This window comes from Mesorhizobium sp. WSM4848 (assembly GCF_055811375.1).
This window is the reverse complement of the sequence record NZ_JBVVPX010000023.1, coordinates 69,658-96,422: the sequence shown is the minus strand read 5'-3', so window position 1 is coordinate 96,422 and position 26,765 is coordinate 69,658. Positions and strand designations below refer to the sequence as shown.

Genomic DNA, 26,765 nt, shown 5'->3' with positions numbered 1-26,765 from the left:
GTCAATTCAATCACCTGCGCCGGCTGCCGAGTACATCGGCGACCGATGCGCCGCTTCTGGCCTTCGGATTGACCGGCTCCAATCGCATGAATCTGCTGCTTTGAGCGCTTCGGCGCGGTCAGATTTGTCTAACGCTCCAATCCGTCGAACCAACGCGTAAAACCTTGGATAGTCGCCCGAACACAAATCGAACAAGCGGAGAAACGCCGCCACCTGATCGCCGTAGACGGAAGTCGCGGCGAGCTTCGCGTTGTTAATCGGAGAATCGAACCAGACATCGTATCCCCGGTATCCACGCCAGCGACTGACGCGCATCTCGCCGTAGCGCATCCGCAGCCGTTCGATCGCGGCTGTCTTTGCGGCCCGCTTCTGCTCAGAGGTAGCGCTGTCGTCATAGACCTGCCTTAGCTCGTCTCGGGTCTGCGACACCAGCGCAAGAAATTGAGCTCTGCGCCTCCGGTCGGCTTCGTAACGGCGCAAACCGGCAGTATCCCCATTCGCGCGCAGCCACTTTCTGACACCGGTTGTTTCGACAGCGACAGCGAACGCCTCGTTGAACGCGGAATCGTCCTGTACGTAGACGCGCTGGTGGGCCAGCTCATGGAATACCAGCCCTGCAAGACCCGATTCATCTTGGCTGAGCATCGTGCTTAGCAGCGGGTCACTTGACCAGCCAAGCGTCGAATATGCAGTGATGCCCGTCACATAGACGTCCAGGCCCTGTCTCTGAAGTTCGACAGCGGTTTCAGTCGCAGACCTTTTGGAGAAATATCCTCGGTACGGAACGCATCCGAACACCGGAAAGCACCATGTTCGTGACGTGAGCGAGAATTCCGGCGCGGCGAAGATGGCCCATGTCACCGCGTCCCGACCAACGTCAACATAGCTGCGGTAGCTATTGTTGTCCGGCAGCGCTAGTTCATCTATCGCAAACTGTCGGATGGCGCTCGCCGATGCCATTCGAGCGCGCAATGTCCCAGGGGTCGACGGATCGTCGATCAGCTCTCCGACATCCTGGCGCGCCGCCATGATCTCCACGTGACCCTTCAAGGATTGTGCGTAGTAGGAAACGCTGGTGCAACCTGCCACGCCGGACATCACGATCATCGCAGCAACCGAACGAAAAAAAGCATGCATCACGGTTTGCCCACGGCATTGCTCACACGTCCGGATAGGGCAATGTCGCAACTACGCCCGGTCCCAACAGTCGCGCCAATCTGGTTAATGTCCTGGAATGGGTTTAGGTTAGACGTTCGTCTTCGGCAAGATTGTCACAATTCGGTCACTGGCCGCCAAATTGCCGACTGGCCGGACACGGCGGACTGAAGCAACGCAGCATTTTCCACTTTGAGGCGAAGTAATTCTCACCTATGGTCCGCCAGGCTTTTGGCATGGGGGGGAATATTGCCGATGGTTTTATCACGCAGGGGTGTCGTGCTCGGCGGCCTGGCGCTGGTCGCGGTGGGTGCAACCAGCAATATTGCTCAAGCCGCGGCGGCAAAATCCTTTTTCGCCGGTACCGCCAGCGACAACAATTTTGTCTATCGCAAGACCAACTTCGCCAAGATCGACAAGAGATGGCATCGCCAGATCGTCAAGTATTTCAGCAGCGAGCCGGTCGGCACCGTCGTGGTCGATACGCGCCACCACTTCCTCTACGTCATCATGGAAAACAAGACCGCCATCCGCTACGGCGTCGGCGTCGGCAAGGACGGCTTCAAATGGTACGGCCGCGCGACGATCGACCGCCGCGCGCTGTGGCCGCAATGGGTCCCGCCCCCCGAAATGCGTAAGCGCAAGCCGGACCTACCGCACATGATCGCAGGCGGCGCGTCCAACAATCCGCTCGGGCCGCGCGCGCTCTATCTGCACCGCAACGGCGCCGACACCGGCTACCGCCTGCATGGCACGCTGGAGCCATGGAGCATCGGCACCGACGCTTCCAGCGGCTGCATCCGCATGTTCCCGGAAGACATCATCGACCTCTACCAGCGCTGCCCGATCGGCACCGCGGTGCAGGTCCTGCCGCACATCGCCGACCAGGCGCCCGCTTCCACCCCTGTCGAATGATTGGCGCCTTATGAACCGCATGATTGCAAACACGCGCCGGCTGCTCGCCGCCGGCCTGCTGGTGCTGGCCGCATCGTGCTCGACCAGCAACACGCTGGCCCCTTCGACGCCCGACATCACCAACACCGAGGTTGCCGGCTTCCAGAACGTGCAGCCGGGCAGCGAGGAGGATTTTATCCTCAATGTCGGCCGCCGCACCTATTTCACGCAAGGGTCGGCCGCGCTCGATTCTGTCGCCAAGGCCACCCTCGACACCCAGATCGCCTGGTTAGCAAAGCATCCGCGCTGGCTGCTCAAGCTGCAGGGTTTCGCCGACGATCCCGGCGCAAGTGAAACGGCGCTGTCGCAGCAGCGCGCCGATGCGGTGATGGATTACCTCGCCGCCGGCGGCATAGACCGCAACCGCATGTGGGCCAAGGGCTACGGCAAGGACAGGCTCGTCCGCGACTGCCCCGACACCGCCTGCAGGTCGCAGAACCGCCGCGTTGTGTCTAATTTGCGCGATGAGAGGGACGAGACGTAGGGCTGCTGTTCTGCTTGTGATCGACTGAAACGATCCGGACATTCAGACCGCGCGGCACCCGAACGGGCCAGCCCATCATCCATCCAGTCGCCGGACGTAGCTCTGTCCCCGAAGATTCTTCGTCCCGTTTCGGCGATCAATCCCGGCGCGGATCGTAAGGCTTGGCGGCCCGTTGAGCGACGCGCTCGCGGTAGCTCGCGTCGGTTCCACTTCGGTTTTCCGGCTTGGTAAGCGTTTCGACAGGCTTCCCGAGGACGACCAGCAGCGTGTCCCATTCTTCCTGGCCGAGCGTCTTGTAGCGGTACTCCAGACCCGGCGAAGCCAGGAGCTGCTCGATCTCAGGCCGCGCGAAAGAGGCCGCGTGGCCAATGCGGCGAAAGCCGCTTCGCACGGCATCGGTAGCCACGGTCAGGTCGCTGAAGCCATACTTGCCCGGATCGTAGACGGAGTACTCGCGCAGCAGCCGCAACAGGTCGGGCACGGCATCGACGCCGCGGTCGCCCTGGCGCTTGATCAGGCCGGTGGCAAAGCGGCTGACCGCCGGATCGGCGAGAATCGCACGCTCTTCCGGCAGAGGATCGGCGTATGCACCTAAGGGAAGGCCGGCCAGGGCATTGATCCAGTGGCGCGCCTCCTTCTTGTCGGTGGCGGCGAGGTAGCGGCGGGCGGCGAGCCGCCGCAGATCGGCGGAGTCGCCATCGACCTGTTTGATGATCGCCCACAGCCCGTCTGAGGATCGCACCCGCGGGTCCTCCAGGATGCGAACCAGCAGACGCCGGTCGCTCTCGCCGAGCGGCTGGTCGTTCGCGCGGAACGCGTCCATCCACTGATTGGCGAGCGCGAACGCGGGATCGCTCATCGGCTTGCGCGGATCCTCGAGCGCTCTGTCAAGTTCCTCGCGCGTTCTCGTTTTCGTCGTTTCCATATTCACGCCGCGCGAAACGCTGGTGTGGTCGAGTAGCAGCCGGTTGACCGGAATCTCGGCGTACATCGTTCCGTCACCGAGCCGCCGACGCGCCCAGCCGAACCGGAAGTTCTCGATCCCGCCCGAAGTCCCGATCAGCAACGGCGCCGCCGGGGCAAAGATCGACAGGATCGATTGCCGCAGCAGCACCTGTTCACCGGCGTCGGTGATGGTGAGCGCCTTGCGGTGGGGTGCGGAGGGTTCGAGCGACCAATCCACCCGTCCCGATCGGGGCTTGGCATCGGGCACGGCAGGGCCATCCTCGATCGCGATGGTGAAGCCGGGTTCGGGGGCGTCGTCGCTTTGCAGCAGCGCCTTGCCCTCTGACAACATCAGGTTCCATTCGGCTTCCAGCGCGCGCTGAGGGGCGAGCGGATCGGAGGCATCGTAGCGCCGCTCTTCCAGCAGGCCATGCCCGATGACGGTGCTTCGTTTGCCGGGCGTCGAGTCCGGCACGACGCGATAGGTATTGGGATGACCGCGAAGGGTCTGGACGCGGACCGAAGTGACGCCCGGGGTCTTGAGCAAGGCCGCGCACAATGCATCGCAACGGCCCTCGAACGGGCGGGCGAGGAGAATGTCGCCCTTGAGCGCAATCGGCGCGCTCGACTGAATGTCCGGCTCCTCCAGGCTGGCCAGCATGCCCCTCGCCCAGGTGAGGCCTGGCTGGGGGATGGTCCAGAACAGTGCCAGCGTCGCGGCGCCCGACATGACGTTCAGAGGAACCCCTGAAAGGAAACGTCCGAGTAGCAAGCGGAACAGCGCGAAGGCGACGCCATACATGAAGGCCGTTGGCATCGACGCGAGGATGAGCCCCGGGATGATCAGGAAACTGCCGATGATAACTAGCCATGGCATTGTCAGCGCCGCGAACGCGCCGACGCCGGTGATGATCAAGTAAGTCTTCAGCCCCATGCGCGGAACCTACCGCGCAGGACTCAAAAAATGATAAAGCTATTGTTCTCGGGTCAGTGCCGTCTTTCGGGATCCGCCCGTTGACGAATCTCGTTACGATCACCTCAAAAACTGTCGATCATCCGCCTTTGGGGGCTCTGGCGCCTCCATCAGTTGACCGACTCGGGTCGCAAGAGGAACGTCAAGCTTTTTTGCCCATCGCGCCCGAAACCGGAAGAAAAGCAGACGGCCCAACCACGACGCTCATTGTTTGGCGCTGAGCGTCGGCAGTTTAGTGAAAAGCGATCCGTCAAAACCTTACCTGACTCGCCCGTTTTCGCACAGTCATGATCAAATCCGGACGAGAAAGGACCAAGTCGGTTTTGGGGCGGGAAAACAGCGCGAGCGTTATCGCTTTGGTCGACCCCGCGGGGAAACTGGCCTATGGCTTTTTAAAGAAGCCGGACAGAATGTTTGGACCCACTTCGCCGGGCCGCAGTCTAATCCCGTCCTCGAAGCAGTTCAGCGTCACGCACTGGAAGCCGCTGTGTGCGAGGAGTGCCACCAGCGAGTCACGGTCGAAATGGTGCAGGTGCTCATTGGGGAGACGCATACGCCACGTCCGGAACCAAGCGTCGCCGGCGGTGCCGATCTCGCGCCAGCGGCAATACGGGACAGCGACGGCCAGGTAGCGGGCCTGAAGGCGGGCGAGGAAACCCAGGTCCGGGATGTGCTCAAGCACGTCGAACAGGGCGACGAGATCCCACGAGCTGGCGAGAGCCTCATCCCAATCGACAAAGCGGACGCCCTTGGGCAGCGGAAACCTGGCGATGTCGCAGCCGGCGCAGTCGGCGACCCCGGCTATTTTCGCGGCTTCGACGAATGTGCCCGTGCCATATCCAATCTCCAGCACGGACCGGGGAATCTCGCCGGTGATTCCCAGCACCCAGCCAAGTCGCTGATATCCGAGCTTGATAGTCCGGTCACTCAGGTCCTCGTAATAGGAAATGTATTGCTTGTCGTACTTGATCGGTGTGAAGTCGATCTGGTGGATCACGCCAAACCCGTCGACCTCGTAGTTGTCCAACATTAGCGTGCGGCCTCCGGATTCCGAATTGCTTACATGGCAGAGCTAAACGCGACGTAACCGGACAAGTGAGTGGTTCCGGTATTCGGGCGGTAGCGGCTCGGCCGCTTTAGCCATATGGCTCCCAATCACGGACGGTCAGCTCCGGCCCAGGGTGCCAGTCAGCAGCACGCCTCATGTCGGCCATAGAGCCGAACTTTACCTCGACCAAGCAGATATCGCGGGTAACCATGCTGGAAGTCTTGGCGCCAAAACCGGAAGATGGAACTGCTCCACAACAAGGTCCGATTTGCTTGGTGAGCAGACCTCTGGCCCGCTAGAGTCCCAAGTCTCCACCGGGCTGCAGACCGAAAACCCGGAAAACGCTTATCTCATGGTAAGCTGATGCATCTGGAGCGCCTATGATGAAGCCGACCGGATCCACCGAGGCAGTGAGGATCGAGGACCTTGACGACGCGGGGCTGGTTGAACACGCGCGACTGCGTGACCCCGCCGCATTCTGGTTAATCATCAAGCGTCACAATCAGCGGCTTCACCGGGTCGCCCGCGCTGTCCTGAATGACGACACCGAGGCCGAGGACGTACTTCAGGAGACCTATATCCACGCCTTCACCCATCTGGCCGAATTCCGCGCGGAGGCGCAGCTGTCGACCTGGCTCACCCGGATCGCGCTGAACGAGGCGCTGGGACGCCGCCGGAAAAGGCGGCCCACCGTCGACGTGAAAGCCATCGAAGGCATGGTCGCTCCGTTCAGCGCCCACAAGCTTGATCCCGAAGAGGCGGCCGCTCTCGCTGAAATCCGCGACCTCCTGGAGCGAGCCGTCGGTGGCTTGCCAGAGCCCTTTCGCATCGTCTTTGTCATGCGAGACGTCGAGGAAATGAGCATTGAGGAAACGGCTTTTCTCTTGGCATTGCGACCTCAGACGGTGAGCACCCGACTTTATCGCGCACGCCGGCTGCTCCGCGAGGCGCTGCGGGACAAGCTCGCCACCGTGTTCACGGATACGTTTCTCTTCGCGGGCGCCCGTTGTGACCGCCTCGCGCAATCAGTCTTGGACCGGCTCGCAATCCGCCTGGTTCGAAAGGATACTCATCCGTTGAACACGGCGACCGAGCGCACGTAGACGCCGTCCATGCCGAGATTACGTCGGCTCCTTCGCGGGGATGTTGTAGCGGGACGCGGGAATATTTTGGCGGCCCGGACCATCTAATCATCAGGCAAATGCACTCGGCGCCGCGGTGCTGACAGCGGCGTTGAATCAACAAACATAGGAGACCCGCCATGCAGGGCGCACTTCACCTATCCCGGCGTCAGTCGCTTCAGGGACTTGTCGTACTCGGTGCCGGAGCGGCACTCGGCGGAATCGCACGGCCTTCTCCGGTATTGGCACAGGACATATCGGACGAGGACATTTTCCGCTTTGCGCTCAACCTCGAATATATGGAGGCTGAATACTACCTCCGCGGCACCACCGGAATGGGCATCGACGCAGCCGATGTCGGTTCGAAGCCCGGCGACGTCGTTGGTGGAAAGCAAGTCTCGTTCGAGACGCCGGCCATCGGCGAATTCATGCAGGAAGTCGCGGAAAACGAACTCGCGCACGTTCGCTTCTACCGCAAGATACTTGGGGCCAACGCCGTCGATCGGCCGGCGATCGATTTCGATGGGGGGTTCAAGGCGGTTGCGGAGGCAGCTGGTCTCGGTGCGGACTTCGACCCGTTCGGCAACGAAACGAACTTCGTTCTCGGCGGGATGTTGTTCGAGGATGTCGGCGTCACCGCCTATGCCGGTGCGGCGACGGTTCTGAAAAACAAAGACTTCCTCGCCGCCGCCGCAGGCATCCTGGCGGTCGAGGCCTACCACATGGGCATGGCGCGATCTACGCTATACCGGAAGGGAAAGGAAGCCTGGAAGGCCGCCAACGCCGTCTCCGATGCCCGAGACAAAATCGACGGATCTGACGATAAGGACCAGGGGATCCAGGTGGACGGAAAAGCCAACATCGTTCCTTCGACGCCCGATGCGATCGCCTTCACCAGAACGCCACAGGAGGTGCTCCGGATCGTCTATCTCAGCAACAAGGACGGAGTGAGCAAGGGCGGCTTCTATCCGGAAGGGATGAACGGCACGCTCAAGAGCACCTGAGCCAGTTGCGACGAGTGACGATTGCCGCCAGAAACTGAGCGGCCTGACATCGGCAGCTTCAAGCCAAGTGCTGTCTCGCCGCAAGTTTCCTGAAAGTCTCTGTGACCGGCGCGGCGGTTGCCAGCGCCGGCGGCCTTTCATCCTGAACGTCTCGACTGATGGCAGCGGGAAAGACAACAAAGGCGCTGGCGCTTTACCAAGACACCCCACTTCGCGGCGCACCAAGTTGCGGTCTCCCGCCTTATGAGTTGTGTGCATCAAGTTCTGCAAAAATGGTGTGGCATTCAGCGATGACGTTGGATGGCCGGCGGCAAGGCGCCTGCCTAGGTGAAGGTCACGACGATACCACACCAACCTGAAGGTCCGCTCTTGAATATTCGCAGCCCGAAGCTGCCGGTCTTCTCTCGGCCCAAGGCTGCCAGTCAGCGGCGCGCATTTTGCAGCCAAGTGGAATCACTTGGCGTCGCACAAATGCGGCTAAGACAAATAGATCGAGCGGGATGCCCAGTTCAATTTGAACGTATCCGCTCTAGTCGGGAGGGCGATAGGCCAGAACCCCGGTCGGCTTGCTCAGGCTCTGCAAGGAGCCAGGTGTTGCGCCGCCGATCCAGCCCAACACCGAGCGGGCGAGCTCGGCGCCGGCCAGCCGGAAGTTTTCGTTGACCACCAGCAATTCCCTGCGAAACAGGTGCAGCAGGTCGGACGACTGCTTGGACACCACGTCGACGTCCCGGCCGAGCTTGAGGCCGGCGTCCTCGATGCCGGCGACGATGGCGAGTGTCGCGGCAGCGGCACTGCTGACGAAACCGTCGGGCCTGACGTCGCGGCGCATCAGCTGCGCGGTCCTCATCCTGATCTGCTCGATCGAATGGTCGACCGAAACGGTGTTGAACGGGATCTCGCTGGCGCCGACCTCGCTCAGCGCATCGGTGAAGCCGTTCAGCGTATTACTGTGGTAGGTCAGCTCGACTGGGGGCGCCAGCAGAGCCAGCCTGCGGCGGCCGATGCCGGCCAGGTGGCGCACAGCCTCGGCCGCGAACGCGTAATTGTCGAAATCATGATAGGGGTGGATCAGCCCCATGTCGGTGCGGCCGTGCGTGGCAAAGGGGATACCACGCTCGAGCATGTAGCGCGCCCTGGGGTCATTCGGCTGGGTGCGCGAAATGATGACGCCGTCGGCGGAGCCGGTCTCCACCAGATAACGTATCGGGTCCAAGGGATCCTGAGTGCGTGAATAGGGCGTGACGATCAGGTGATAGGGTGTGTCGGCGAGGACTTCCGAGACGCCGTAGATGATGTCCGAGACAAAGCTCATGATCTCGCGCTCGGTGTTGAGCACGAGGCTGATGACGTTGGTCTTGCCGGTCCGCAGGCGCACACCGGCACGGTTGGGGCGGTAACCGATCTGCTTGGCGACGAGCTGGACGCGCCGTCTTGTTTCGGCGCCGATCTCGGGTGCGTCCTTCAACGCCCGCGACACGGTGGTGACGCCCAGCCCGGTCATGAAGGCAAGCGTCTTCAACGTCGGCCGGCCCAGCCCCGAGGCCTCGTCGTCTTTTTCCGTCTGATCTCTGTCCATTTCATCCCGCCCGTCAGGCGCATAGCAGTTGCCGTGCAGGCCGGCAATCGGCGGCTCGGCTCGCCGAATGAGCACCTTATATACTGAAACGTTACAGATTGTCACTTGCCATCGGGTAGCGGCCAGTAAAAGCTGGCTTGGATGAGCGGCGCTCCGTTCGACGCAAAGTCGGTGTGCGTCGGCAAGGACTTGCCCGCTGAGCAAGGTTTTGCCGAATTTCACGCGTTGCAGCATTCATTTTTGCCATGCAACCTGGCCTGCTGCGGTACAGTGGGCGGACATTGCGCGGCGAGTTTGTTCGCGGCTCGAAAAAATGCCGAACTGTTCCACTTCGGGGGTTGCGCGCCTCCAACAATTGCCGTATCGAAAATCTGTAACGTTTCAGATTCTGGGAGGAGCCGAAATGCAATACCAATTCATGACCGCTGCGTTGGCGGTGACAACCGCGCTGCCATTCGCCGGCCCGGCGGCAGCGACGGATCTGGAAGTCACCCATTGGTGGACTTCGGGCGGCGAGGCGGCGGCGGTCGCCGAATTCGCCAAGGCGTTCGACGCGACAGGCAACCGTTGGGTCGACGGCGCCATCGCCGGTTCCGGCGGCACGGCGCGGCCGATCATGATCAGCCGCATCACTGGCGGCGACCCGATGGGCGCCACCCAGTTCAACCACGGACGGCAAGCGGAAGAATTGGTGCAGGCCGGTCTGATGCGCGATTTGACCGAGCTGGCCACCAGGGACAAGTGGGCGGAAATCGTACAGCCGAAGAGCCTGCTCGACGGCTGTACCCTCGACGGCAAGATCTATTGCGTGCCGGTCAACATTCATTCCTGGCAGTGGCTGTGGCTGTCGAATGCGGCCTTCGAAAAGGCCGGTGTGCCGGTGCCAAAGAATTGGAATGAATATGTTGCAGCCGCCCCGGCGCTGGAGAAGGCAGGCATCATACCGCTCGCGGTCGGCGGGCAGCCCTGGCAATCCTCGGGCGCCTTCGACGTGTTGCTTACGGCGGTCGGCGGCACCGACGCTTTCTTGAAGGTCTATCGCGACAAGGATGCCGAATTCGCCGCCGGGCCCGAGGTCGCCAAGGTATTCAAGGCTGCGGACGATGCCCGCAAGATGGCGAAGAACACCAATGTGCAGGACTGGAACCAGGCCACCAATCTGGTCATCTCCGGCAAGGCCGGTGGCCAGATCATGGGCGATTGGGCGCAGGGCGAGTTTAGGGTTGCCGGGCAGACTGCCGGCAAGGACTATACGTGTCTCCCCGGCCTTGGCCTGAATGAGGTCATCGCCACCGGCGGCGACGCCTTCTACTTCCCGCTGCTGCAGGACGCGGAAAAGTCCAAGGCGCAGGAAGCGCTGGCCGAAGCGCTGCTCGATCCCAAGACGCAGGTCGCCTTCAACCTCAAGAAGGGCTCGCTGCCGGTGCGCGGCGATATCGACCTCAAGGTGGCGAACGACTGCATGAAGAAAGGGCTCGACATCCTGGCCAAGGGCAGCGTCATGCCCTGGACGGACCAGCTGCTGTCGCAAGACACCCAAAAGCAGAAGGAGGACCTTTTCTCCGAGTTCTTCGCCAAGCCGGACATGACCGTGGAAGAGGCGCAAAAGCGCTTCGCCGACATCGTTGCCTCAGCGGACTGACTTTTCGACGAACCGCTCGCTCCCGGCCCGCCGCGGGGCCGGGAGCTCCGGGTCAAGTCTTGACCCTTCGGCCTTGACCCTTGGCCCTAACCCTTTGGCCTTACCCGATCCAGCCCGGCTGTGCAGATGAGCAAGAGCGAACGCCCCAACCAACTCTTCCGCAACCTTAACGCCAAGGTCGCCTCTATTCCGATGGTCCTCACCGCACTGGTGATCTTCGTCGGCGGCAGCGCGTGGACGGTGCTCTATTCCTTCACCAATTCAAAACTGCTGCCGCGGCTGAACTTCGTCGGGCTCGACCAGTATTACCGACTGTGGTCGACGCCGCGTTGGCTGGTCTCGATCGAGAACCTGCTGGTCTACGGCGTGCTGTCGCTGGTGTTCTCGCTGGTCATCGGCTTCATGCTGGCGGCGCTGCTCGACCAGAAGATCCGCTTCGAGGACACGTTCCGCACCATCTTCCTCTACCCGTTCGCGCTCTCCTTCATCGTCACCGGTCTGGTCTGGCAGTGGCTGCTCAACCCGGAGTTCGGAATCCAGGGGGTGGTGCGCGGCCTCGGCTGGGAAAGCTTCAGCTTCGATCCGCTCTACGATTCCGACATCGTCATCTACGGCATCTTGATCGCCGCGCTCTGGCAAGGCACCGGGCTCATCATGTGCCTGATGCTGGCGGGCCTGCGCGGCATCGACGAGGATATCTGGAAGGCCGCGCGGGTGGATGGGATACCCACCCTAAAAACCTATCTGTTCATCATCATCCCGATGATGCGGCCGGTCTTCATCACCGCGCTTGTCATCATCGCCGCCGGCATCGTCAAGGTCTATGACCTGGTTGTCGCCCAGACCAGCGGCGGTCCCGGCATCGCCTCCGAAGTGCCGGCCAAATATGTCTATGACTACATGTTTTTCGCCCAGAACCTCGGCCAGGGTTTTGCTGCCTCGACCATGATGCTGCTGTCGGTGGTGGTCGTCATCGTTCCCTGGGCCTATCTCGAATTCCGAGGCAAGAAGCGTGGCTGACCTTGCCGTTCCCCTGCCTGCCGGTACTGGCTCTATCCGGCTCGAGGCATCCGGGCCGCGAGGGCCGAAGCCGCGGCATGTGTTCTCGCGTCGCAACATCTTCCTCTACGGCACGCTCATCGTGGTGGCGCTGTATTATCTGCTGCCGCTCTACGTGATGGTGGTGACATCGCTCAAGGGTATGCCGGAGATACGCCTCGGCAACATCTTCTCGCCGCCGCTCGAGATCACCTTCGAGCCTTGGGCGAAGGCCTGGTCCAGCGCCTGCACCGGCCTCAACTGCGACGGGCTCTCGCGCGGCTTCTGGAATTCGGTGCGCATCACCGTTCCGTCGGTCGTGCTGTCGATCGCCATCGCATCGGTGAACGGCTACGCGCTTGCCAACTGGCGCTTCAAGGGCGCCGACACTTTCTTCGTGATCCTGATCGTCGGCGCCTTCATCCCCTATCAGGTGATGATCTATCCGATCGTCATCATCCTGCGCGAGATCGGCCTCTATGGCAGCCTGAGCAGCCTGGTGATCGTCCATTCCATTTTCGGCATGCCGATCCTGACATTGTTGTTCCGCAACTATTTCACTTCCATGCCGGAGGAACTGTTCCGGGCGGCGCGCGTCGACGGCGCCGGCTTCTGGGGCATCTATTTCCGTATCATGCTGCCGATGTCACTGCCGATCTTCGTCGTCGCCATCATCCTGCAGGTGACCGGCATCTGGAACGACTTCCTGTTCGGCGTCGTCTACACCCGCCCCGACACCTATCCGATGACGGTGCAGCTCAACAACATCGTCAACTCGGTGCAAGGCGTGAAGGAATACAACGTCAACATGGCCGCTACCATCCTGACCGGCCTGGTACCGCTCGTCGTCTACTTCGTTTCCGGCAAACTTTTCGTGCGTGGCATCGCCGCCGGCGCGGTGAAAGGATGATGATGACAAGACTCGAGAATCCCAGCGTCTCGATCCAGGACCTGTCGCTAAATTTCGGTGCAATTTCGGTGCTGGAAACGCTCAACATCGATGTCGCCGAGGGCGAGTTCATCGTGCTGCTCGGGCCGTCCGGCTGCGGCAAGTCGACCTTGCTCAACTGCATCGCCGGCCTGCTCGACGTTTCGGACGGCCGCATCTTCATCAAGGGCAAGAACGTCACCTGGGAAGAGCCGAAGGACCGTGGCATCGGCATGGTGTTCCAGTCCTATGCGCTCTACCCGCAGATGACGGTGGAGAAGAACCTGTCCTTCGGGCTGCGCGTTGCCGGCATTCCCAGGGACGAGATCGCCAAGCGCATCGCAAGGGCTGCCGAAATCCTGCAGATCGAGCCATTGCTGCAGCGCAAGCCGTCGGCGCTTTCGGGCGGCCAGCGCCAGCGTGTGGCGATCGGGCGGGCGCTGGTGCGCGATGTCGACGTCTTCCTGTTCGACGAGCCGCTTTCCAATCTCGACGCCAAGCTGCGCGCCGAATTGCGGGTCGAGATAAAACTGCTGCACAGCAAGCTGCAGAACACCATGATCTATGTCACCCACGACCAGATCGAGGCGATGACGCTGGCCGACCGCATCGCGGTGATGAAGGGCGGCGTCATCCAGCAGCTCGACGCCCCGCAGACCATCTACAACCGCCCCGTCAACCGTTTCGTCGCCGGCTTCCTCGGCTCTCCGGCGATGAATTTCCTCGACGGCCGGCTGGAGAAAAATGATGGCACTTGGCACTTCGCCGTCGAGGATGTGCGGATTCCGCTTGCCACCTACGCTTTCGAAAAGGAGCCCGTGCCAGGGGCGGCGGTGTTCGGTATCCGGCCCGAGCATGTCGCGTTCAACAGCGGCGCTGTATGGCCGTTCACAGCCACGGCAAACGTCGTGGTCGTCGAGCCCATGGGGTCCGACACGCTGGTCTGGCTGAAGCTCGGAAATCAGAATTTCACCGTGCGGGTGACATCTGAACGCACGCCAAACAACGCCGACACCGTGAGCATCGGTTTTGACCCGATGCGCGCTTCGCTGTTCGACGCTGCCACCGGCACCCGCCTGTAACTCCCCCGAGAATTTCACCCTCCAGCCCATCCATCCCCAGAGAACGGACAGAGACGATGAATTGGTCATTCCAACTTTACAGCGCCCGCAATTTCCAACCTTGGGAAGGGGTGCTCAAGATGCTCGGCGAGCTCGGCTACGCGCAAGTCGAGGGCTTCGGCGGCGTCTATGACGATCCCAAGGCGTTTCGTGCCGAACTCGACAACAACGGCCTCGCCATGTCGACCGGCCATTTCTCGATCGATGCGCTCGAGAACGATTTCGACGGCGTGCGCAAAATCGCCGACGCGCTCGGCATCACGCTGCTCATCTGCCCCTATCTGGTCGCCGAGAGCAGGCCGACCGACGCCGCCGGCTGGCGCGGCTTCGGCGAACGCCTGGCCAAGGTCGGCGAGACGGCTCAAAAGGCCGGCTACGGCTTTGCCTGGCACAACCATGATTTCGAATTCAAAAAGCTTGCCGACGGTTCGGTGCCGCAGGACCATATCCTGGCGGCAGCGCCCGACATCGACTGGGAGATGGACGTCGCCTGGGTGGTGCGCGGCGGCGGCGATCCGCTGCCCTGGATCGAGAAGTATGGCAAACGGATCGCCGCCGTCCATGTCAAGGACATCGCCAAGCCAGGCGAGGGCCTCGACGAGGACGGCTGGTCGGATGTCGGCCACGGGACGATCGACTGGGCCGGTCTGATCCAGGCGCTGCACGCCAAGAGCGCCGCCAAATACTACGTCATGGAACAGGACAACCCCAACGACATCGAGCGCTTCGCCCGCCGCTCAATCGCAGCCGCCAAGACCTATTAGGAGTAAACCAGCATGGCAAAAAAACTCGGGGTCGGCGTCATCGGCTGCGGCAACATCTCGAAGGCGTATTTCTCGTTTGCGCCGCTGTTTCGCGGCATCGAGATGCGCGCCTGCGCGGATATCAACATGGATGCAGCCAAGGCGCGGGCGAAGGAGTTCAAGCTGCGCGCCGAGACAGTCGAAGGGCTGCTCAAGGCCGGCGACATCGACATCATCGTCAACCTCACCGTTCCGGCGGTCCACTATGAGGTGTCGAAACAGATCCTCGATGCCGGCAAGCACGTCTATTCGGAAAAGCCGTTCGTGCTGTCGGTCAAGGAAGGGCTCGACCTGAAGAAACTGGCTGAGAGAGACGGACTGCGCATCGGCTCGGCGCCTGATACTTTCCTCGGTGGCGCGCACCAGCTTGTCCGCAACCTGATCGATAGTGGCAAGCTCGGCAAGATCACCAGCGGCACATGCCATGTGATGAACCATGGGATGGAGCATTGGCACCCCAATCCGGACTTCTTCTTCCAGCCTGGCGCTGGTCCGGTGCTCGACATCGGACCCTACTATATCACCAACCTGATCCAGCTGATCGGGCCGTTGAAGCAGGTGGCGGCCTTCGCTTCGATCCCGTCGACAGAACGCACGATCTCGTCCAAGCCTCGCGCCGGCGAAAAAGTCCTGGTCGCCACGCCGACGACGATCCACGGCGTGATGGAGTTCGAGAATGGCGCCGTGGTGACGCTCAATACCAGCTGGGATGTGTGGAGCCATGGCCACGCGCCGATGGAACTCTACGGCGAGTTGGGCACTGTGTTCTTGCCGGATCCGAATTTCTTCGGCGGCGACGTTCGCTTCACCGATGCCGCCAAGCCGGTCAAGAAGTTGCCAAAGTGGAAGCATCCGTTCGGCGTGGCCAACCAGATGCACTCGCACGGCATGATGGCAAATTACCGCACCGCCGGTCTCGCCGACATGGCGCTGGCGATCGCGGAAGGACGGCCGCATCGCTGTTCGATGGAACTGGCGCTGCATGCCGTCGATGTGATGACCGGCATGTTGCGGTCGGGCGCGAGCGGAAAGTTCGTTGCCATGCAGACCACCTGCGAACGGCCTGCGGCACTGGGCGTCAAGGACGCGGAAGGGCTGTTGGCGAAAAAGAAAGGACCTTCGGCGAAGAAGAAGTAGCGCAAGCGCTTCAGCGATTGCGACACGTTCTGTTTACCGTCGATCCCTCTCCCCATAGGAACGGCAAGAGGCTAAGGGAGAGGGCAGAGCCGCCCCACCCTTTTTTCGCGGAGGCAGCTGCCTGGCTCGCTTGTGATTTGAGGATCTCCCATGCCCTATGTGCCCGCCGAAAACCGCTACGAGAACATGGTCTACAATCGCTGCGGGCGATCCGGCCTGAAATTGCCGGCGATCTCGCTCGGGCTCTGGCACAATTTCGGTGACGACACGCCGCACCGGACCAAGCAGGCGATCGCGCGCAAGGCCTTCGACCTTGGCATCACACATTTCGACCTCGCCAACAATTACGGCCCGCCGCCCGGTTCGGCGGAGACGGCTTTCGGTGAAATCCTGCGGACGGATTTCTCCTCTTTTCGCGACGAGCTGATCATCTCGACCAAGGCTGGCTATGAGATGTGGGCCGGACCCTATGGCGAGTGGGGCGGTCGCAAATATGTGCTGGCCAGTCTCGATCAGAGCTTGAGGCGGATGCGGCTCGACTATGTCGACATCTTTTATTCGCACCGCTTCGATCCGGAAACGCCGCTGGAAGAAACCATGGGTGCGCTCGATCAGGCGGTGCGCTCGGGCAAGGCGCTTTATGCCGGCATCTCCTCCTACAATTCGCAGCGCACGCGCGAGGCCGCCGACATATTGAAGCAGCTCGGCACGCCTTGCGTCATCCATCAGCCGAGCTATTCGATGCTCAACCGCTGGGTCGAGGACGATGGTCTGCTCGACACGCTGGAGGGGCTCGGCGTCGGCTCGATCGTGTTCACGCCGCTGGCGCAAGGCATGCTGACCGACAAATATCTCGGCGGCATCCCTGAGGGCAGCCGCGCCAGCCAGGGCAAGTCGCTGCGGCCGGCTTTTATCAACGACAAGACCATCGCCAACATCAAGGCGCTGAACGCCATCGCTGGCCGACGCGGGCAGACCCTGGCGCAAATGGCGCTGGCCTGGGTGCTGCGCAAGGGCCGGGTGACCTCGGCGCTGATCGGCGCCAGCCGGCCGGAACAGGTCGAGGATTGCGTCGGCGCGCTGAAGGTGCTCGATTTCAGCGATGCCGAGCTCGCCGAAATCGACACCTACGCACGCGAAGCCGACATCAATCTGTGGGCCGCCTCCGCCGAGCGCAAGGGTCCGCCACGGAAGTGATCCCAACCCGGAAATGATGGCAACGCACAGCCTAACAGATGCGCGGGGACTGCTCCCGCCGGTTTCATCGAGTTTGCGTCTGCTCGGAGTTGGCCGGCTTCTCGGCCATGCCGACACAGAAACAGTAGCAAAAAGGCCGGTTCGTCGCTATCTGGATGGAATTGAAGCGCTCGCATGCGGAAGTGGACGTGCAGCCGGCGCAAAACGGGTTGGAAACAGGATCATGGCGGCAAGGGATGGGCTGACAAAAAACCAGCTGTGCGTGCTCGAGAAGCTCGAGGCCGCCAGTGGTCCGCTCAGCGCCTATACATTGCTCGACCAGCTGCGCGAGCGGGGTTTTCGCGCACCGCTGCAAGTCTATCGCGCGCTCGACACGCTGGTGAAGTCCGGCTTCGTGCACCGGCTCGAAAGCCTCAATTCCTTTGTCGCCTGCGCCGAGCCTCACGACCACAGCCATTCGATGACCGCCTTTGCCATCTGCGACACATGCGGGCAGGTGACCGAATTTTCCGACCATGATGTCGGACACCGGCTCGACGAATGGGTGCGCTCGACCGGTTTTGCCGCCAAGAAGGCGGTGATCGAGTTCCGCGGGACGTGTGCCAAATGCCTGGCCGAGGCGGCTTAAGGTGTATTGATATTCAGCCGGCCTGCAAATGGTGGCTTCCTGCGCTTCCGGTGCTCACGTACCCAAACGTACGCTCCGCTCCGGTTCTCGGAAGCCACCATTTTCGACTCGGCCTGACCTGAATCACAACACACCTGGCTGGGGCGCACTAATGAGCCTCTTCCCAATTGTCGGCGGCGCGGGCGTCGACGTGCAGCGGCACTGACATCGACACCGCCGGCATCGCGGCGTTCTCCATGACATGGCGCACGACGGGGATCGTCGCCTCGACCTCCGCTTCGGCCGTCTCGAAGACCAGTTCGTCATGCACTTGCAGCAGCATGCGGGCGGAAAGCTTCGCCTTTTCCAGCGCTTCGTCCATGCGTATCATGGCGCGGCGGATGATGTCGGCCGCGGTGCCCTGCAGCCGGGCGTTGATCGAGGCGCGCTCGTTGAAGGCACGGACTGACGGATTTGACGACCGTATCTCCGGATAGTGGATGCGGCGGCCGAAGATCGTTTCGACATAGCCGTATTCGCGGGCATAGGCCTTGGTCGCGTCGATGTAGTCGCGGATGCCCGGGAAACGTTCGAAATATTTCTTGATGTAGGCGCCGGCCTCTTCGCGCGGGATCGACAGCTGGTTGGCCAGGCCAAACGCGGAAATGCCGTAGATGATGCCAAAATTGATCGCCTTGGCGCGGCGGCGTATCTCCGAGGGCATGCCCTCGACAGGCACGTTGAACATCTCCGAGGCGGTGATGGCGTGGATGTCGGCGCCGTCGGCAAACGCCTGCTTGAGCTGCGGGATCTCGGCGACATGGGCGAGCACACGCAGCTCGATCTGGCTGTAGTCGGCGGAAACCAGCTTGTTGCCCTTGTCGGCGATGAAGGCCGTCCGGATCTTTCGCCCCTCGACGGTGCGCACCGGAATGTTCTGCAGATTGGGATCGGAGGACGACAGCCGGCCCGTCGTCGTTGCGGCAAGCGCGTATGAGGTGTGGACGCGCTTCGTATCGGGATGGACGAAACCGGGCAGCGCATCGGTATAGGTCGATTTCAATTTGGTCAGCTGGCGCCAATCGACGATCTTGCGCGGCAGCTCGTGGCCTTCTGCGGCGAGGTCTTCCAGAAGCTGCGCCGAGGTCGACCATTGGCCGGTCTTGGTCTTGGAGCCGCCGGGCAGGCCCATCCTGCCGAACAGGATGTCGCCGAGCTGTTTTGGCGAGCCGATATTGATGCGCTCACCGACGAGCTGGTAGATCTCGTCCTCCAGCCGCGCGGCGCCCTGTGCCAGCTCGCCGGAGAGCCGCGACAGGATCTGCCGGTCGACGGAGATGCCGCGCTGCTCCATCCTTGCCAGAACCGGCACCAGCGGCCGCTCCAGCCGCTCGTAGACCGAGACGAGGCCCTTGGCGGCAAGCCGCGGCTTCAGCACCCGCCAGAGCCTGAGCGTGACATCGGCGTGCTCCGCGGCATAGGCCGTTGCCTTGTCGATGTCGACCTGATCGAAGCCGACGAAGCTCCTTCCAGAGCCGGCCAGTTCCTTGAGGGCAATGGTCGAGTGGCCGAGCCACTTTTCCGACAGAGCCGCCATGCTGTGGCCGCCGGACGTGCCTGCGTCGAGCACGTAGGAAATCAGCATGGTGTCATCGAAGGGGGCGATATCGATGCCGTGGCGGCTCATCACGACGAGGTCGTATTTCAGCTCCTGAACGATCTTGAGAACCGACCTGTCCTCCAGCAACGGCTTCAGGATGGCAAGCGCCTCACGGATCGGAATCTGGTTTTCGACCAATCCGCCGCCGAGCAGGTCGCCGTTGCCACTTTTGTGGGCGAGCGGCACATAGGCGGCGCGACCGGGCGCAGTGGCGATGGACAGGCCGATCAGCTCGGCCTGCATCGGATCGGCTGAATTGGTCTCGGTGTCGAAGGCGACGATGCCGGTCTCCATCGCCACGGCCACCCATGCCTTCAGCACTTCAGTGTCGCGAATGGAGATGTAGGCGCTAGTGTCGATCTTGCTGGCAGTGGCGCCCTCGTAGCGAAGCGCCGACAGAAGCGAAGGGGTGTCGCCTTGCTTGGGTTCCACCTTGACGGTGGCCGGCACCGCTTCCCCGGCTTCGTCTGTCACTGCGCCTGCCGCGCTTCCGGCGGCGGCCGGCACGCCAAACCCCATATCGGGACCATGCGCGGTGTCGGCGCGCTCGATAATGACGGGAACGGATTTGACGTCAGCCGCTTCCGTTCCGGTCGCTTCCGCCACGCGGCGGGTCAGCGAGGAGAATTCCATCGTCTTGAGGAAGCCGATCAGCCTTGGTCCGTCGGGCGGGTGCAACACGAAATCATCGAGCCCGCCGTTCACCGGCACGTCGTTCTTCAGCGTCACCAGTTCACGCGAGATGCGCGCCTTGTCGGCATTGGCGATGATCGATTCGCGGCGCTTGTCCTGCTTGATCTCGGTGGCACGGGCGAGCAGCGTATCGAGATCGCCGAACTGTTCCAGCAGTTGCGCCGCGGTCTTCGGTCCGATGCCGGGCACGCCCGGCACATTATCGACCGAATCGCCGGTCAGCGCCTGCAGGTCGATCATTTTTTCCGGCGGCACGCCCCATTTCTCGATCACCTCGGGAACGCCGATCTGGCGGTCCTTCATCGGGTCGTACATGGCGACCGTAGGGCCGACCAGCTGCATCAGATCCTTGTCGGAGGAGATGATGGTGGTGTCGGCGCCGGCTTCGCAGGCAAGCCGGCAAAAGGTGGCGATCAGGTCGTCGGCCTCGTAGCCTTCCGTCTCGAGGCAGGGCAGGTTGAAGGCCCTGGTCGCCTGGCGGATCAGGCCGAACTGCGGGATCAGATCTTCCGGCGGTGCCGAGCGGTTGGCCTTGTATTCGGGGTAGAGGTCGTTGCGGAAGGTTTTCGACGAATAGTCGAAGATGACGGCGAAATGCGTCGGCACGATGCCGACATCGGTGTTGCGGGCGTCCTGCGTCAGCTTCCACACCATGTTGCAGAAGCCGAGGACGGCACTGGTCGGCAGCCCATCGGATTTGCGGGTCAGTGGCGGTAGCGCGTGATAGGCACGAAAGATGTAGCCGGAGCCGTCGACAAGGAACAGATGATCGCCTTTTTTCATGGGACGAAGGGATAGCGCGACGCGGCGTCGTGGTCCATGCCAAAGGCGGCCTCAACCACCGGTTCCGGCCACATCCCTGACACGTCGAACCGATCACGGGTATGTTACGAAAGTGTAATCTTCGTGCCCTTGAATCGCCACGTTCGGAGACACAGATAAACGCCATCGGCATTTTTCGCCGAGGTCCGGAGCAAGGCCCGTCCCCCGCCTATCCCGGACACTTGCGGCAGCCTATCCCCCCTCTCCGGGCTGCCGCATCGTTTCGAGTAAAGGCCGCCGTGGTTCCCCCTCCACCACGGCGGCATTTTTTTGCCTTTCGGTGGCCGTGGTCCAACGACCGCCGGCTTTTCGTTTCCGCCTCGCAGCTTTAGGGTTGCCGCTCAGAATCGAAAGGCTTGATAAAAATGTCCAGAATTTCTCCCGTCCTCGACCGCCTCGACAAAAATCTCGACGAGAGCCTGGAGCGCCTGTTCGGTCTGCTCAGGATCAAGTCGATTTCCACCGATCCATCCTATGCCGCAGACTGCCGCAAGGCGGCAGAATGGTTGGTGGCTGAGCTCAAGCTGATCGGCTTCGACGCCAGCGTGCGAGATACGCCAGGCCATCCGATGGTGGTGGCGCACCATGACGGGCCGGCCGGCGCGCCGCATGTCTTGTTCTATGGCCATTACGACGTGCAGCCGGTCGACCCGATCGAGCTCTGGGAAAGCGACCCGTTCGCGCCTTCGGTAAAAGAGATCGAGCCCGGCCGCCAGGTGATCACGGGACGTGGTTCGGCCGACGACAAGGGGCAGCTGATGACCGTCGTCGAGGCTTGCCGCGCCTGGAAGCAGGTGCATGGCGGGCTGCCGTGCCGCATCACAATTCTGTTCGAGGGCGAGGAGGAGTCCGGCTCGCCATCGCTGAAGCCGTTCCTCGAGGCAAATGCGGCCGAACTCAAGGCCGACTTCGCGCTTGTCTGCGACACCGGCATGTGGGACCGCGATACACCGTCCATCTGCGTCGCGCTGCGCGGTCTGGTCGGCGAGGAGATCACGGTGAAAGCCGCCGACCGCGACCTGCATTCCGGTCTCTATGGCGGTGCTGCCGCCAATCCGATTCGCATCCTGGCCAGGATCCTGGCCGACATCCACGACAAGGACGGCCGCGTCACCATTCCCGGATTCTATGAGGGTGTCGAGGAGACGCCTTCGCAGATCCTGAAGTCGTGGGAGGCGCTCGGCGAGACCGCTGAGACGTTCCTTGGGCCTGTCGGCCTGTCGATCCCTTCCGGCGAACACGGCCGCTCGGTGCTCGAACTCACCTGGGCGCGGCCGACTGCCGAGTTCAACGGCATTTTAGGTGGCTATACCGGCAAAGGGTTCAAGACGGTGATCGCGGCGGAAGCCTCGGCAAAAGTGTCTTTCCGCCTCGTCCACAAGCAGAATCCGAAAAAGATCCGCGCCGCTTTCCAGGCCTTCGTCAGGGAGCGCATCCCGGCCGACTGCTCAGTCGATTTTCACCCACATGGCGGCTCGCCGGCGATCCAGCTTTCCTACGACTCGCCATTTCTCGCCAAGGCCAAGGACGCGCTGTCCAACGAGTGGCCGAAGCCGGCGGTGACCACGGGAAGCGGCGGCTCGATCCCGGTGGTCGGCGATTTCCAGACTTATCTCGGCATCGAATCCTTGCTGGTCGGTTTCGGGCTCGACGATGACCGCATCCATTCGCCGAACGAGAAATACGAGATGAGTTCCTTCCACAAGGGCCAGCGCTCGTGGGCGCGCATTCTCGACGCGCTGACACGCTGAGAGGGCGAGACTGCAACTTTCTGTTGATTTTTCATCGGATCGCGGCAAGGACGGGATAGAACGACGCGCTCCCCGTCGCGACCGGAGAAAACGATGAGCGATATCCGCTTCCACAAGAACGACCTGCCGGGGCTCCTGCACTACGACGTCGGGGCGGTCGCCATCGACACGGAGACGCTGGGGCTGAACCCGCATCGCGACCGGCTTTGCGTGGTGCAAATCTCGCCGGGCGACGGTTCCGCCGACGTCATCCAGATCGCGCCCGGCCAGAAGAAGGCGCCAAACCTCGTCAGCCTGCTCAGGAACCGCAGCATAACCAAGCTGTTCCATTTCGGCCGCTTCGATCTCGCCGTGCTCTACCACGCCTTCGGCGTCATGCCGGAGCCGGTGTTCTGCACCAAGATCGCCTCGCGGCTGACCCGAACCTACACCGACCGGCACGGGCTGAAGGACATCTGCTTTGAGCTTCTCGGCGTCAGCCTGTCGAAGGCGCAGCAATCGTCGGACTGGGCGGCGGAGACGCTGTCGCCCGAACAACTCGAATATGCAGCTTCCGACGTGCTCTATCTGCACCAGCTGCGCGACGTGCTGACGATGCGGCTGGCGCGCGACAACCGGACCAAGGAGGCTGAGGCCTGCTTCCGCTTCCTGCCGACGCGTGCAAAACTCGACCTGATGGGCTGGGATGAGGCAGACATCTTCGCCCACAGCTAAGTGGAACCAGGTGTTCGCCTCGACGTTCTATCGGGCGATGGAGGGGATGAGATGGCTGCCAGAAAACCGATCGAAACAGCACCCAGGGATGGCTCGAAGGTCACCGTCTACTGGAAGGACAGCGACGGGGTGATGAACGAATCCATCGCCCAGTACAGGTCGCTCGACCGGCTGAAAGCGGCCGGCGGCGACTGGGACGAGAACGACACCGGCTGGTGGGCCTATACGGACGGTCATACGCAAAGAAAGATCGAGCCGATCAGCTGGCGGCCTGCATCCGGCGATGACGACGGCGAATGACGCCGCTGGCGGCGCCGGCTTCTTTCCAATAGGTTGGACCTGTTGCGATCGGAGGTCGATTCGGAGATTTTTGCTCCGCGACCATTCGCTCGGGAGGGATCTGCAATGGGTACTGAAAGCCTGCTTGTCTTCATCATCATCGGCGCCATCGCCGGCTGGCTCGCCGGCTTGATCGTCAAGGGTTTCGGCCTCGGCCTGGTCGGCAATATCGTCGTCGGCATCGTCGGCGCCTTGATCGCCGGCTGGCTCTTCCCAAGGCTCGGATTCGCCATAGGCGGCGGCATATTTGCCTCCATTATCCACGCCACGATCGGCGCCGTGATCCTGCTCGTGCTGATCAAGCTGGTGAAGCAGGCCTGATCTCGAAGCACATCAAGGGCGCCATGAAACAGAACATGCTCTATCTCATCATCGGCGGGCTCGTCGTCGTGGTCATCGCGCTCGGCACCTATGTCTATCGCGAGCAAACCAGGCCGGAGGGCGTGGAACTCAAGATCGACGACAAGGGTATATCGATCCAGCAGAATTGAGCGGGTGTTGGCGGCCGCACGCTCTCGACACGCTGGCCGTCTTCGCTGGCATCGACAGCCGGTCGACCGGCAGTGCCCGCGTACGACTTAACTCGCCCTTAAATCGCCGCATCTACTCTGCACCCCGAACGCCATGGAGCAACGTTCGTCCGTTCGGACGCACGCTCTAAGACTTTGAAGCTTCGCATCGTCTTTTCCGAAAATCGATCTCGATTTTCGGGCCGATGCGACAGGCATCGGGACAGACAGCACAGCGCATGGCGAACCGCAGAGACAGCCGCATCGAACCGAGCTTCGAGGGACCGCCGCGGGCGAAATCCTCGGCCGGTTTTTCGGTGAGCGAGGAGGATCGCGTCGTGCCGAGCAACCGCAAGACCTCTGCAAAGCGCCAATCGGCCAGGACAAAAGCGTCGCGTCGCGGACGCGGCAAAAGCCGGCGCGGCCTTTTCGGCATGCTCGGCCGGTTGTCTTACTGGTGCTTCGTGCTGGCCATCTGGGGCGGCATCGCCGCCGCCGGCATCGTCGTCTATTACGGCGCGAAAATGCCGGCGGCCACCACCTGGGCCATCCCCGACCGCGCGCCCAACATCAGGATCGTCTCGGTCGACGGAAAACTGCTCGCCAATCGCGGCATGAGCGGCGGCGAAACCGTCGGCCTGCATGAAATGTCGACCTATATTCCCGAGGCCGTCATCGCCATCGAAGATCGCCGCTTCTATTCGCATTTGGGAATCGACCCGATCGGTCTGTCCAGAGCCATGGTGGCCAACGTTGTCGGCGGGCGTTTTTCGCAGGGCGGCTCGACGCTGACCCAGCAATTGGCGAAAAACCTGTTTCTGACGCCCGATCGCACGCTGGAACGCAAGGTGCAGGAAGTGCTTCTGGCGCTGTGGCTCGAGCACAAGCACACCAAGGACCAGATCCTCGAGATGTATCTCAACCGGGTCTATTTCGGCTCCGGCGCCTATGGTGTCGAGGCGGCCTCGCGCCGCTATTTCGGCAAGAGCGCGCGCGACGTCACGCTGCCCGAAGCCGCACTTCTCGCCGGCCTGTTGAAAGCGCCGTCGCGACTGTCTCCGGCGCGTGACCCGAAGGCCGCCGAGCGGCGCTCGCAGCTTGTTCTCGCCGCCATGCGCGACGAAGGCAAGATCAGCGCCAAGGAACTGACCACGGCGATGAGCGCGCCGGCGTCGCGGGTGGCATCCTACTGGACGGGCTCGGAAAACTACGTCGCCGACGCCATCGTGGAAGAACTTCCCGACCTGATCGGCGACGTGCGCGGCGACATCATCGTCGACACCACCGTCGACCTGACGCTGCAGAAGCTCGCCGAACAATCGATCCGCCGGCTGATCGACGGCAGCGGCAAGAAGCTCAATGCCAGCCAGGGCGTGCTGGTGTCGATCGACAATTCCGGCGCGGTACGCGCCATGGTCGGTGGCTATGATTATTCGACCAGCCAGTTCGATCGCGCCTCGGAGGCGCGCCGCCAGCCGGGCTCGGCGTTCAAGCCCTTCGTTTACATGGCGGCGCTGGAGGCCGGCCGCACACCCGACAGCGTGCGCAACGACGCGCCGATCAAAATTGGCAAATGGACGCCAACCAATTACGGCGGCAAGTATTTCGGCAAGGTCACGCTGGCGACGGCGCTGGCGAAATCGCTGAACTCGGTGGCCGCCCAGCTGACCATGGAAGTCGGGCCTGACGCGGTCGTCGAGGCGGCGCATCGCATGGGTGTCGAGTCCGACCTCACGGCCAACACCTCGATCGCGCTCGGCACCTCTGAAGTGACGCCGCTGGAACTGACGTCGGCCTATGTCCCCTTCGCCAATGGTGGCTACCGGCCGGAAGTCCATTTCATCCGCCGCGTGACGACAGCCGGCGGCAAGGTGCTCTACGACAACAACGGCGGTGGCGCCCCGCGCGTCGTCAAGCCCGAGATCGTCGGCATGATGAACTCGATGATGATGGGCACTGTCGAAATCGGCACTGCCAGGAAGGCGGCCTTTGCCTGGCCGGCCGCCGGCAAGACCGGCACCAGCCAGAACTCGCGCGACGCCTGGTTCATCGGCTATACCGCCAATCTCACCACCGGAGTCTGGTTCGGCAATGACGATGGCGGTCCGATGAAGAAGGTCACCGGCGGCGCGCTTCCGGCGCAGGCCTGGCACGAGTTCATGGTCGCCGCGCACGAAGGCGTGCCGGTGCGGCCGCTACCTGGAACATGGAGGTCGACGCCTGCCGATACGATCGTGCAGGACGAATTACCGCCCAACACGGCGCAACCGGCGCCGGCGCCGTCCGCTTCGGTTGGCCAATCCGCGCCGTCCGCCCAAAAAGCGTCGCCCCCTCGCGCCGTGCGCCCCGCCGAAACGGTCGATGCCGGCGGCTTCGGCATGCCGGGCGGTGGCGGCACAACCGCATCGATCAAGCGCCCGGTGCCGCCCGCCGATGTCGGCGGCCCGGTCAAGAAGCGGCAAACCTCGATCCTCGACATCCTCACCGGCGGCTGACCCCCTCGTCATCGCTGCAGTGTTCCGCTACATCTGCGGGTTAAAG

At 62.3% G+C, this 26,765-nt stretch carries 23 protein-coding genes; 18 read left to right on the top strand and 5 right to left on the bottom strand.

What is annotated here, in order from left to right; genetic code table 11:
* Positions 1 to 6: 6 nt before the first annotated feature.
* Positions 7 to 1,137 carry an aminopeptidase gene (locus AC0L16_RS20885; RefSeq protein ID WP_473622950.1) on the bottom strand — a complete coding sequence of 377 codons (1,131 nt, stop codon included), beginning with the start codon at positions 1,135 to 1,137 and terminating at the stop codon, positions 7 to 9.
* A 273-nt stretch (positions 1,138 to 1,410) separates the two neighbouring features.
* On the opposite strand from AC0L16_RS20885, the gene AC0L16_RS20880 reads away from it, so the two are divergent.
* Both AC0L16_RS20880 and AC0L16_RS20875 read left to right on the top strand, forming a co-directional pair.
* Positions 1,411 to 2,070 carry a L,D-transpeptidase gene (locus AC0L16_RS20880; RefSeq protein ID WP_473622949.1) on the top strand — a complete coding sequence of 220 codons (660 nt, stop codon included), beginning with the start codon at positions 1,411 to 1,413 and terminating at the stop codon, positions 2,068 to 2,070.
* A 10-nt stretch (positions 2,071 to 2,080) separates the two neighbouring features.
* Positions 2,081 to 2,593, top strand: coding sequence for an OmpA family protein (locus tag AC0L16_RS20875; protein WP_077380659.1), 513 nt, complete (start codon positions 2,081 to 2,083; stop codon positions 2,591 to 2,593).
* Positions 2,594 to 2,729: 136 nt separating this feature from the next.
* Here the strand turns inward: AC0L16_RS20875 and AC0L16_RS20870 are convergent, their stop codons facing one another.
* Complete coding sequence (locus AC0L16_RS20870) at positions 2,730 to 4,454, bottom strand: hypothetical protein (RefSeq protein ID WP_473622948.1); 1,725 nt, start codon at positions 4,452 to 4,454, stop codon at positions 2,730 to 2,732.
* A gap of 439 nt (positions 4,455 to 4,893) precedes the next feature.
* On the bottom strand, positions 4,894 to 5,541 hold the full coding sequence (locus tag AC0L16_RS20865; RefSeq protein ID WP_473622947.1) for a class I SAM-dependent methyltransferase: 648 nt from the start codon (positions 5,539 to 5,541) through the stop codon (positions 4,894 to 4,896).
* Between the two features lie 398 nt (positions 5,542 to 5,939).
* Here AC0L16_RS20865 and AC0L16_RS20860 point away from each other — a divergent pair, with 398 nt between their 5' ends.
* A complete protein-coding gene (locus AC0L16_RS20860; RefSeq protein ID WP_473622945.1) occupies positions 5,940 to 6,662 on the top strand; it encodes an RNA polymerase sigma factor in 723 nt (240 codons plus the stop codon).
* A gap of 158 nt (positions 6,663 to 6,820) precedes the next feature.
* Positions 6,821 to 7,684 carry a ferritin-like domain-containing protein gene (locus AC0L16_RS20855; RefSeq protein ID WP_473622944.1) on the top strand — a complete coding sequence of 288 codons (864 nt, stop codon included), beginning with the start codon at positions 6,821 to 6,823 and terminating at the stop codon, positions 7,682 to 7,684.
* A gap of 529 nt (positions 7,685 to 8,213) precedes the next feature.
* Here AC0L16_RS20855 and AC0L16_RS20850 read toward each other — a convergent pair.
* On the bottom strand, positions 8,214 to 9,263 hold the full coding sequence (locus AC0L16_RS20850) for a LacI family transcriptional regulator (protein ID WP_473622943.1): 1,050 nt from the start codon (positions 9,261 to 9,263) through the stop codon (positions 8,214 to 8,216).
* 403 nt (positions 9,264 to 9,666) lie between these two features.
* Here AC0L16_RS20850 and AC0L16_RS20845 point away from each other — a divergent pair, with 403 nt between their 5' ends.
* From AC0L16_RS20845 to AC0L16_RS20810, 8 genes are all read left to right on the top strand, one after another.
* Positions 9,667 to 10,905 carry an ABC transporter substrate-binding protein gene (locus AC0L16_RS20845; RefSeq protein ID WP_473622942.1) on the top strand — a complete coding sequence of 413 codons (1,239 nt, stop codon included), beginning with the start codon at positions 9,667 to 9,669 and terminating at the stop codon, positions 10,903 to 10,905.
* Positions 10,906 to 11,031: 126 nt separating this feature from the next.
* A complete protein-coding gene (locus tag AC0L16_RS20840) occupies positions 11,032 to 11,925 on the top strand; it encodes a carbohydrate ABC transporter permease (RefSeq protein ID WP_473622941.1) in 894 nt (297 codons plus the stop codon).
* Complete coding sequence (locus tag AC0L16_RS20835) at positions 11,918 to 12,853, top strand: carbohydrate ABC transporter permease (RefSeq protein ID WP_473622940.1); 936 nt, start codon at positions 11,918 to 11,920, stop codon at positions 12,851 to 12,853. The genes AC0L16_RS20840 and AC0L16_RS20835 overlap by 8 nt, the downstream gene beginning before the upstream one ends.
* Before the next feature lie 2 nt (positions 12,854 to 12,855).
* Positions 12,856 to 13,953 carry an ABC transporter ATP-binding protein gene (locus AC0L16_RS20830; RefSeq protein WP_473622939.1) on the top strand — a complete coding sequence of 366 codons (1,098 nt, stop codon included), beginning with the start codon at positions 12,856 to 12,858 and terminating at the stop codon, positions 13,951 to 13,953.
* 56 nt (positions 13,954 to 14,009) lie between these two features.
* Positions 14,010 to 14,756: a sugar phosphate isomerase/epimerase family protein gene (locus tag AC0L16_RS20825; protein WP_473622938.1), complete on the top strand. Its 747-nt coding sequence runs from the start codon at positions 14,010 to 14,012 to the stop codon at positions 14,754 to 14,756.
* A gap of 12 nt (positions 14,757 to 14,768) precedes the next feature.
* A complete protein-coding gene (locus AC0L16_RS20820; protein WP_473622937.1) occupies positions 14,769 to 15,932 on the top strand; it encodes a Gfo/Idh/MocA family protein in 1,164 nt (387 codons plus the stop codon).
* A 150-nt stretch (positions 15,933 to 16,082) separates the two neighbouring features.
* Positions 16,083 to 17,129 (top strand): L-glyceraldehyde 3-phosphate reductase, encoded by a 1,047-nt coding sequence (gene mgrA, locus AC0L16_RS20815; protein WP_473622936.1) that lies wholly within the window; start codon positions 16,083 to 16,085, stop codon positions 17,127 to 17,129.
* A 223-nt stretch (positions 17,130 to 17,352) separates the two neighbouring features.
* Entirely contained in the window at positions 17,353 to 17,757 is a 405-nt protein-coding gene (locus AC0L16_RS20810; RefSeq protein ID WP_473622934.1) for a Fur family transcriptional regulator, read from the top strand.
* Positions 17,758 to 17,905: 148 nt separating this feature from the next.
* Here the strand turns inward: AC0L16_RS20810 and polA are convergent, their stop codons facing one another.
* Entirely contained in the window at positions 17,906 to 20,872 is a 2,967-nt protein-coding gene (polA, locus tag AC0L16_RS20805) for a DNA polymerase I (protein WP_473622933.1), read from the bottom strand.
* Positions 20,873 to 21,276: 404 nt separating this feature from the next.
* Between polA and AC0L16_RS20800 the strand changes: the two genes are divergently transcribed.
* The 6 genes from AC0L16_RS20800 (at position 21,277) to AC0L16_RS20775 (ending at position 26,719) form a co-directional block, all read left to right on the top strand.
* Entirely contained in the window at positions 21,277 to 22,662 is a 1,386-nt protein-coding gene (locus AC0L16_RS20800; RefSeq protein WP_473622932.1) for a M20/M25/M40 family metallo-hydrolase, read from the top strand.
* 93 nt (positions 22,663 to 22,755) lie between these two features.
* Positions 22,756 to 23,376: a ribonuclease D gene (locus tag AC0L16_RS20795; protein ID WP_091595541.1), complete on the top strand. Its 621-nt coding sequence runs from the start codon at positions 22,756 to 22,758 to the stop codon at positions 23,374 to 23,376.
* A gap of 51 nt (positions 23,377 to 23,427) precedes the next feature.
* A complete protein-coding gene (locus tag AC0L16_RS20790; RefSeq protein WP_023797415.1) occupies positions 23,428 to 23,676 on the top strand; it encodes a hypothetical protein in 249 nt (82 codons plus the stop codon).
* Positions 23,677 to 23,781: 105 nt separating this feature from the next.
* The gene (locus AC0L16_RS20785) at positions 23,782 to 24,036 is read left to right on the top strand and encodes a GlsB/YeaQ/YmgE family stress response membrane protein (RefSeq protein ID WP_095488341.1); all 255 of its coding nucleotides are present in this window, start codon (positions 23,782 to 23,784) and stop codon (positions 24,034 to 24,036) included.
* A 23-nt stretch (positions 24,037 to 24,059) separates the two neighbouring features.
* Entirely contained in the window at positions 24,060 to 24,206 is a 147-nt protein-coding gene (locus tag AC0L16_RS20780; RefSeq protein WP_473622930.1) for a hypothetical protein, read from the top strand.
* A 257-nt stretch (positions 24,207 to 24,463) separates the two neighbouring features.
* Positions 24,464 to 26,719 carry a transglycosylase domain-containing protein gene (locus AC0L16_RS20775; protein WP_473622929.1) on the top strand — a complete coding sequence of 752 codons (2,256 nt, stop codon included), beginning with the start codon at positions 24,464 to 24,466 and terminating at the stop codon, positions 26,717 to 26,719.
* Positions 26,720 to 26,765: the final 46 nt, after the last annotated feature.

Excerpts from the sequence above, each read along its gene's own strand:
- AC0L16_RS20885 (WP_473622950.1), bottom strand. The coding sequence starts at position 1,137 with ATGCATGCTTTTTTTCGTTCGGTTGCTGCGATGATCGTGATGTCCGGC.
- AC0L16_RS20880 (WP_473622949.1), top strand. The coding sequence starts at position 1,411 with ATGGTTTTATCACGCAGGGGTGTCGTGCTCGGCGGCCTGGCGCTGGTC.
- AC0L16_RS20875 (WP_077380659.1), top strand. The coding sequence starts at position 2,081 with ATGAACCGCATGATTGCAAACACGCGCCGGCTGCTCGCCGCCGGCCTG.
- AC0L16_RS20865 (WP_473622947.1), bottom strand. The coding sequence starts at position 5,541 with ATGTTGGACAACTACGAGGTCGACGGGTTTGGCGTGATCCACCAGATC.
- AC0L16_RS20860 (WP_473622945.1), top strand. The coding sequence starts at position 5,940 with ATGATGAAGCCGACCGGATCCACCGAGGCAGTGAGGATCGAGGACCTT.
- AC0L16_RS20855 (WP_473622944.1), top strand. The coding sequence starts at position 6,821 with ATGCAGGGCGCACTTCACCTATCCCGGCGTCAGTCGCTTCAGGGACTT.
- AC0L16_RS20850 (WP_473622943.1), bottom strand. The coding sequence starts at position 9,263 with ATGGACAGAGATCAGACGGAAAAAGACGACGAGGCCTCGGGGCTGGGC.
- AC0L16_RS20845 (WP_473622942.1), top strand. The coding sequence starts at position 9,667 with ATGCAATACCAATTCATGACCGCTGCGTTGGCGGTGACAACCGCGCTG.
- AC0L16_RS20840 (WP_473622941.1), top strand. The coding sequence starts at position 11,032 with ATGAGCAAGAGCGAACGCCCCAACCAACTCTTCCGCAACCTTAACGCC.
- AC0L16_RS20830 (WP_473622939.1), top strand. The coding sequence starts at position 12,856 with ATGACAAGACTCGAGAATCCCAGCGTCTCGATCCAGGACCTGTCGCTA.
- AC0L16_RS20825 (WP_473622938.1), top strand. The coding sequence starts at position 14,010 with ATGAATTGGTCATTCCAACTTTACAGCGCCCGCAATTTCCAACCTTGG.
- AC0L16_RS20820 (WP_473622937.1), top strand. The coding sequence starts at position 14,769 with ATGGCAAAAAAACTCGGGGTCGGCGTCATCGGCTGCGGCAACATCTCG.
- mgrA (WP_473622936.1), top strand. The coding sequence starts at position 16,083 with ATGCCCTATGTGCCCGCCGAAAACCGCTACGAGAACATGGTCTACAAT.
- AC0L16_RS20810 (WP_473622934.1), top strand. The coding sequence starts at position 17,353 with ATGGCGGCAAGGGATGGGCTGACAAAAAACCAGCTGTGCGTGCTCGAG.
- polA (WP_473622933.1), bottom strand. The coding sequence starts at position 20,872 with ATGAAAAAAGGCGATCATCTGTTCCTTGTCGACGGCTCCGGCTACATC.
- AC0L16_RS20800 (WP_473622932.1), top strand. The coding sequence starts at position 21,277 with ATGTCCAGAATTTCTCCCGTCCTCGACCGCCTCGACAAAAATCTCGAC.
- AC0L16_RS20795 (WP_091595541.1), top strand. The coding sequence starts at position 22,756 with ATGAGCGATATCCGCTTCCACAAGAACGACCTGCCGGGGCTCCTGCAC.
- AC0L16_RS20790 (WP_023797415.1), top strand. The coding sequence starts at position 23,428 with ATGGCTGCCAGAAAACCGATCGAAACAGCACCCAGGGATGGCTCGAAG.
- AC0L16_RS20785 (WP_095488341.1), top strand. The coding sequence starts at position 23,782 with ATGGGTACTGAAAGCCTGCTTGTCTTCATCATCATCGGCGCCATCGCC.
- AC0L16_RS20780 (WP_473622930.1), top strand. The coding sequence starts at position 24,060 with ATGAAACAGAACATGCTCTATCTCATCATCGGCGGGCTCGTCGTCGTG.
- AC0L16_RS20775 (WP_473622929.1), top strand. The coding sequence starts at position 24,464 with ATGGCGAACCGCAGAGACAGCCGCATCGAACCGAGCTTCGAGGGACCG.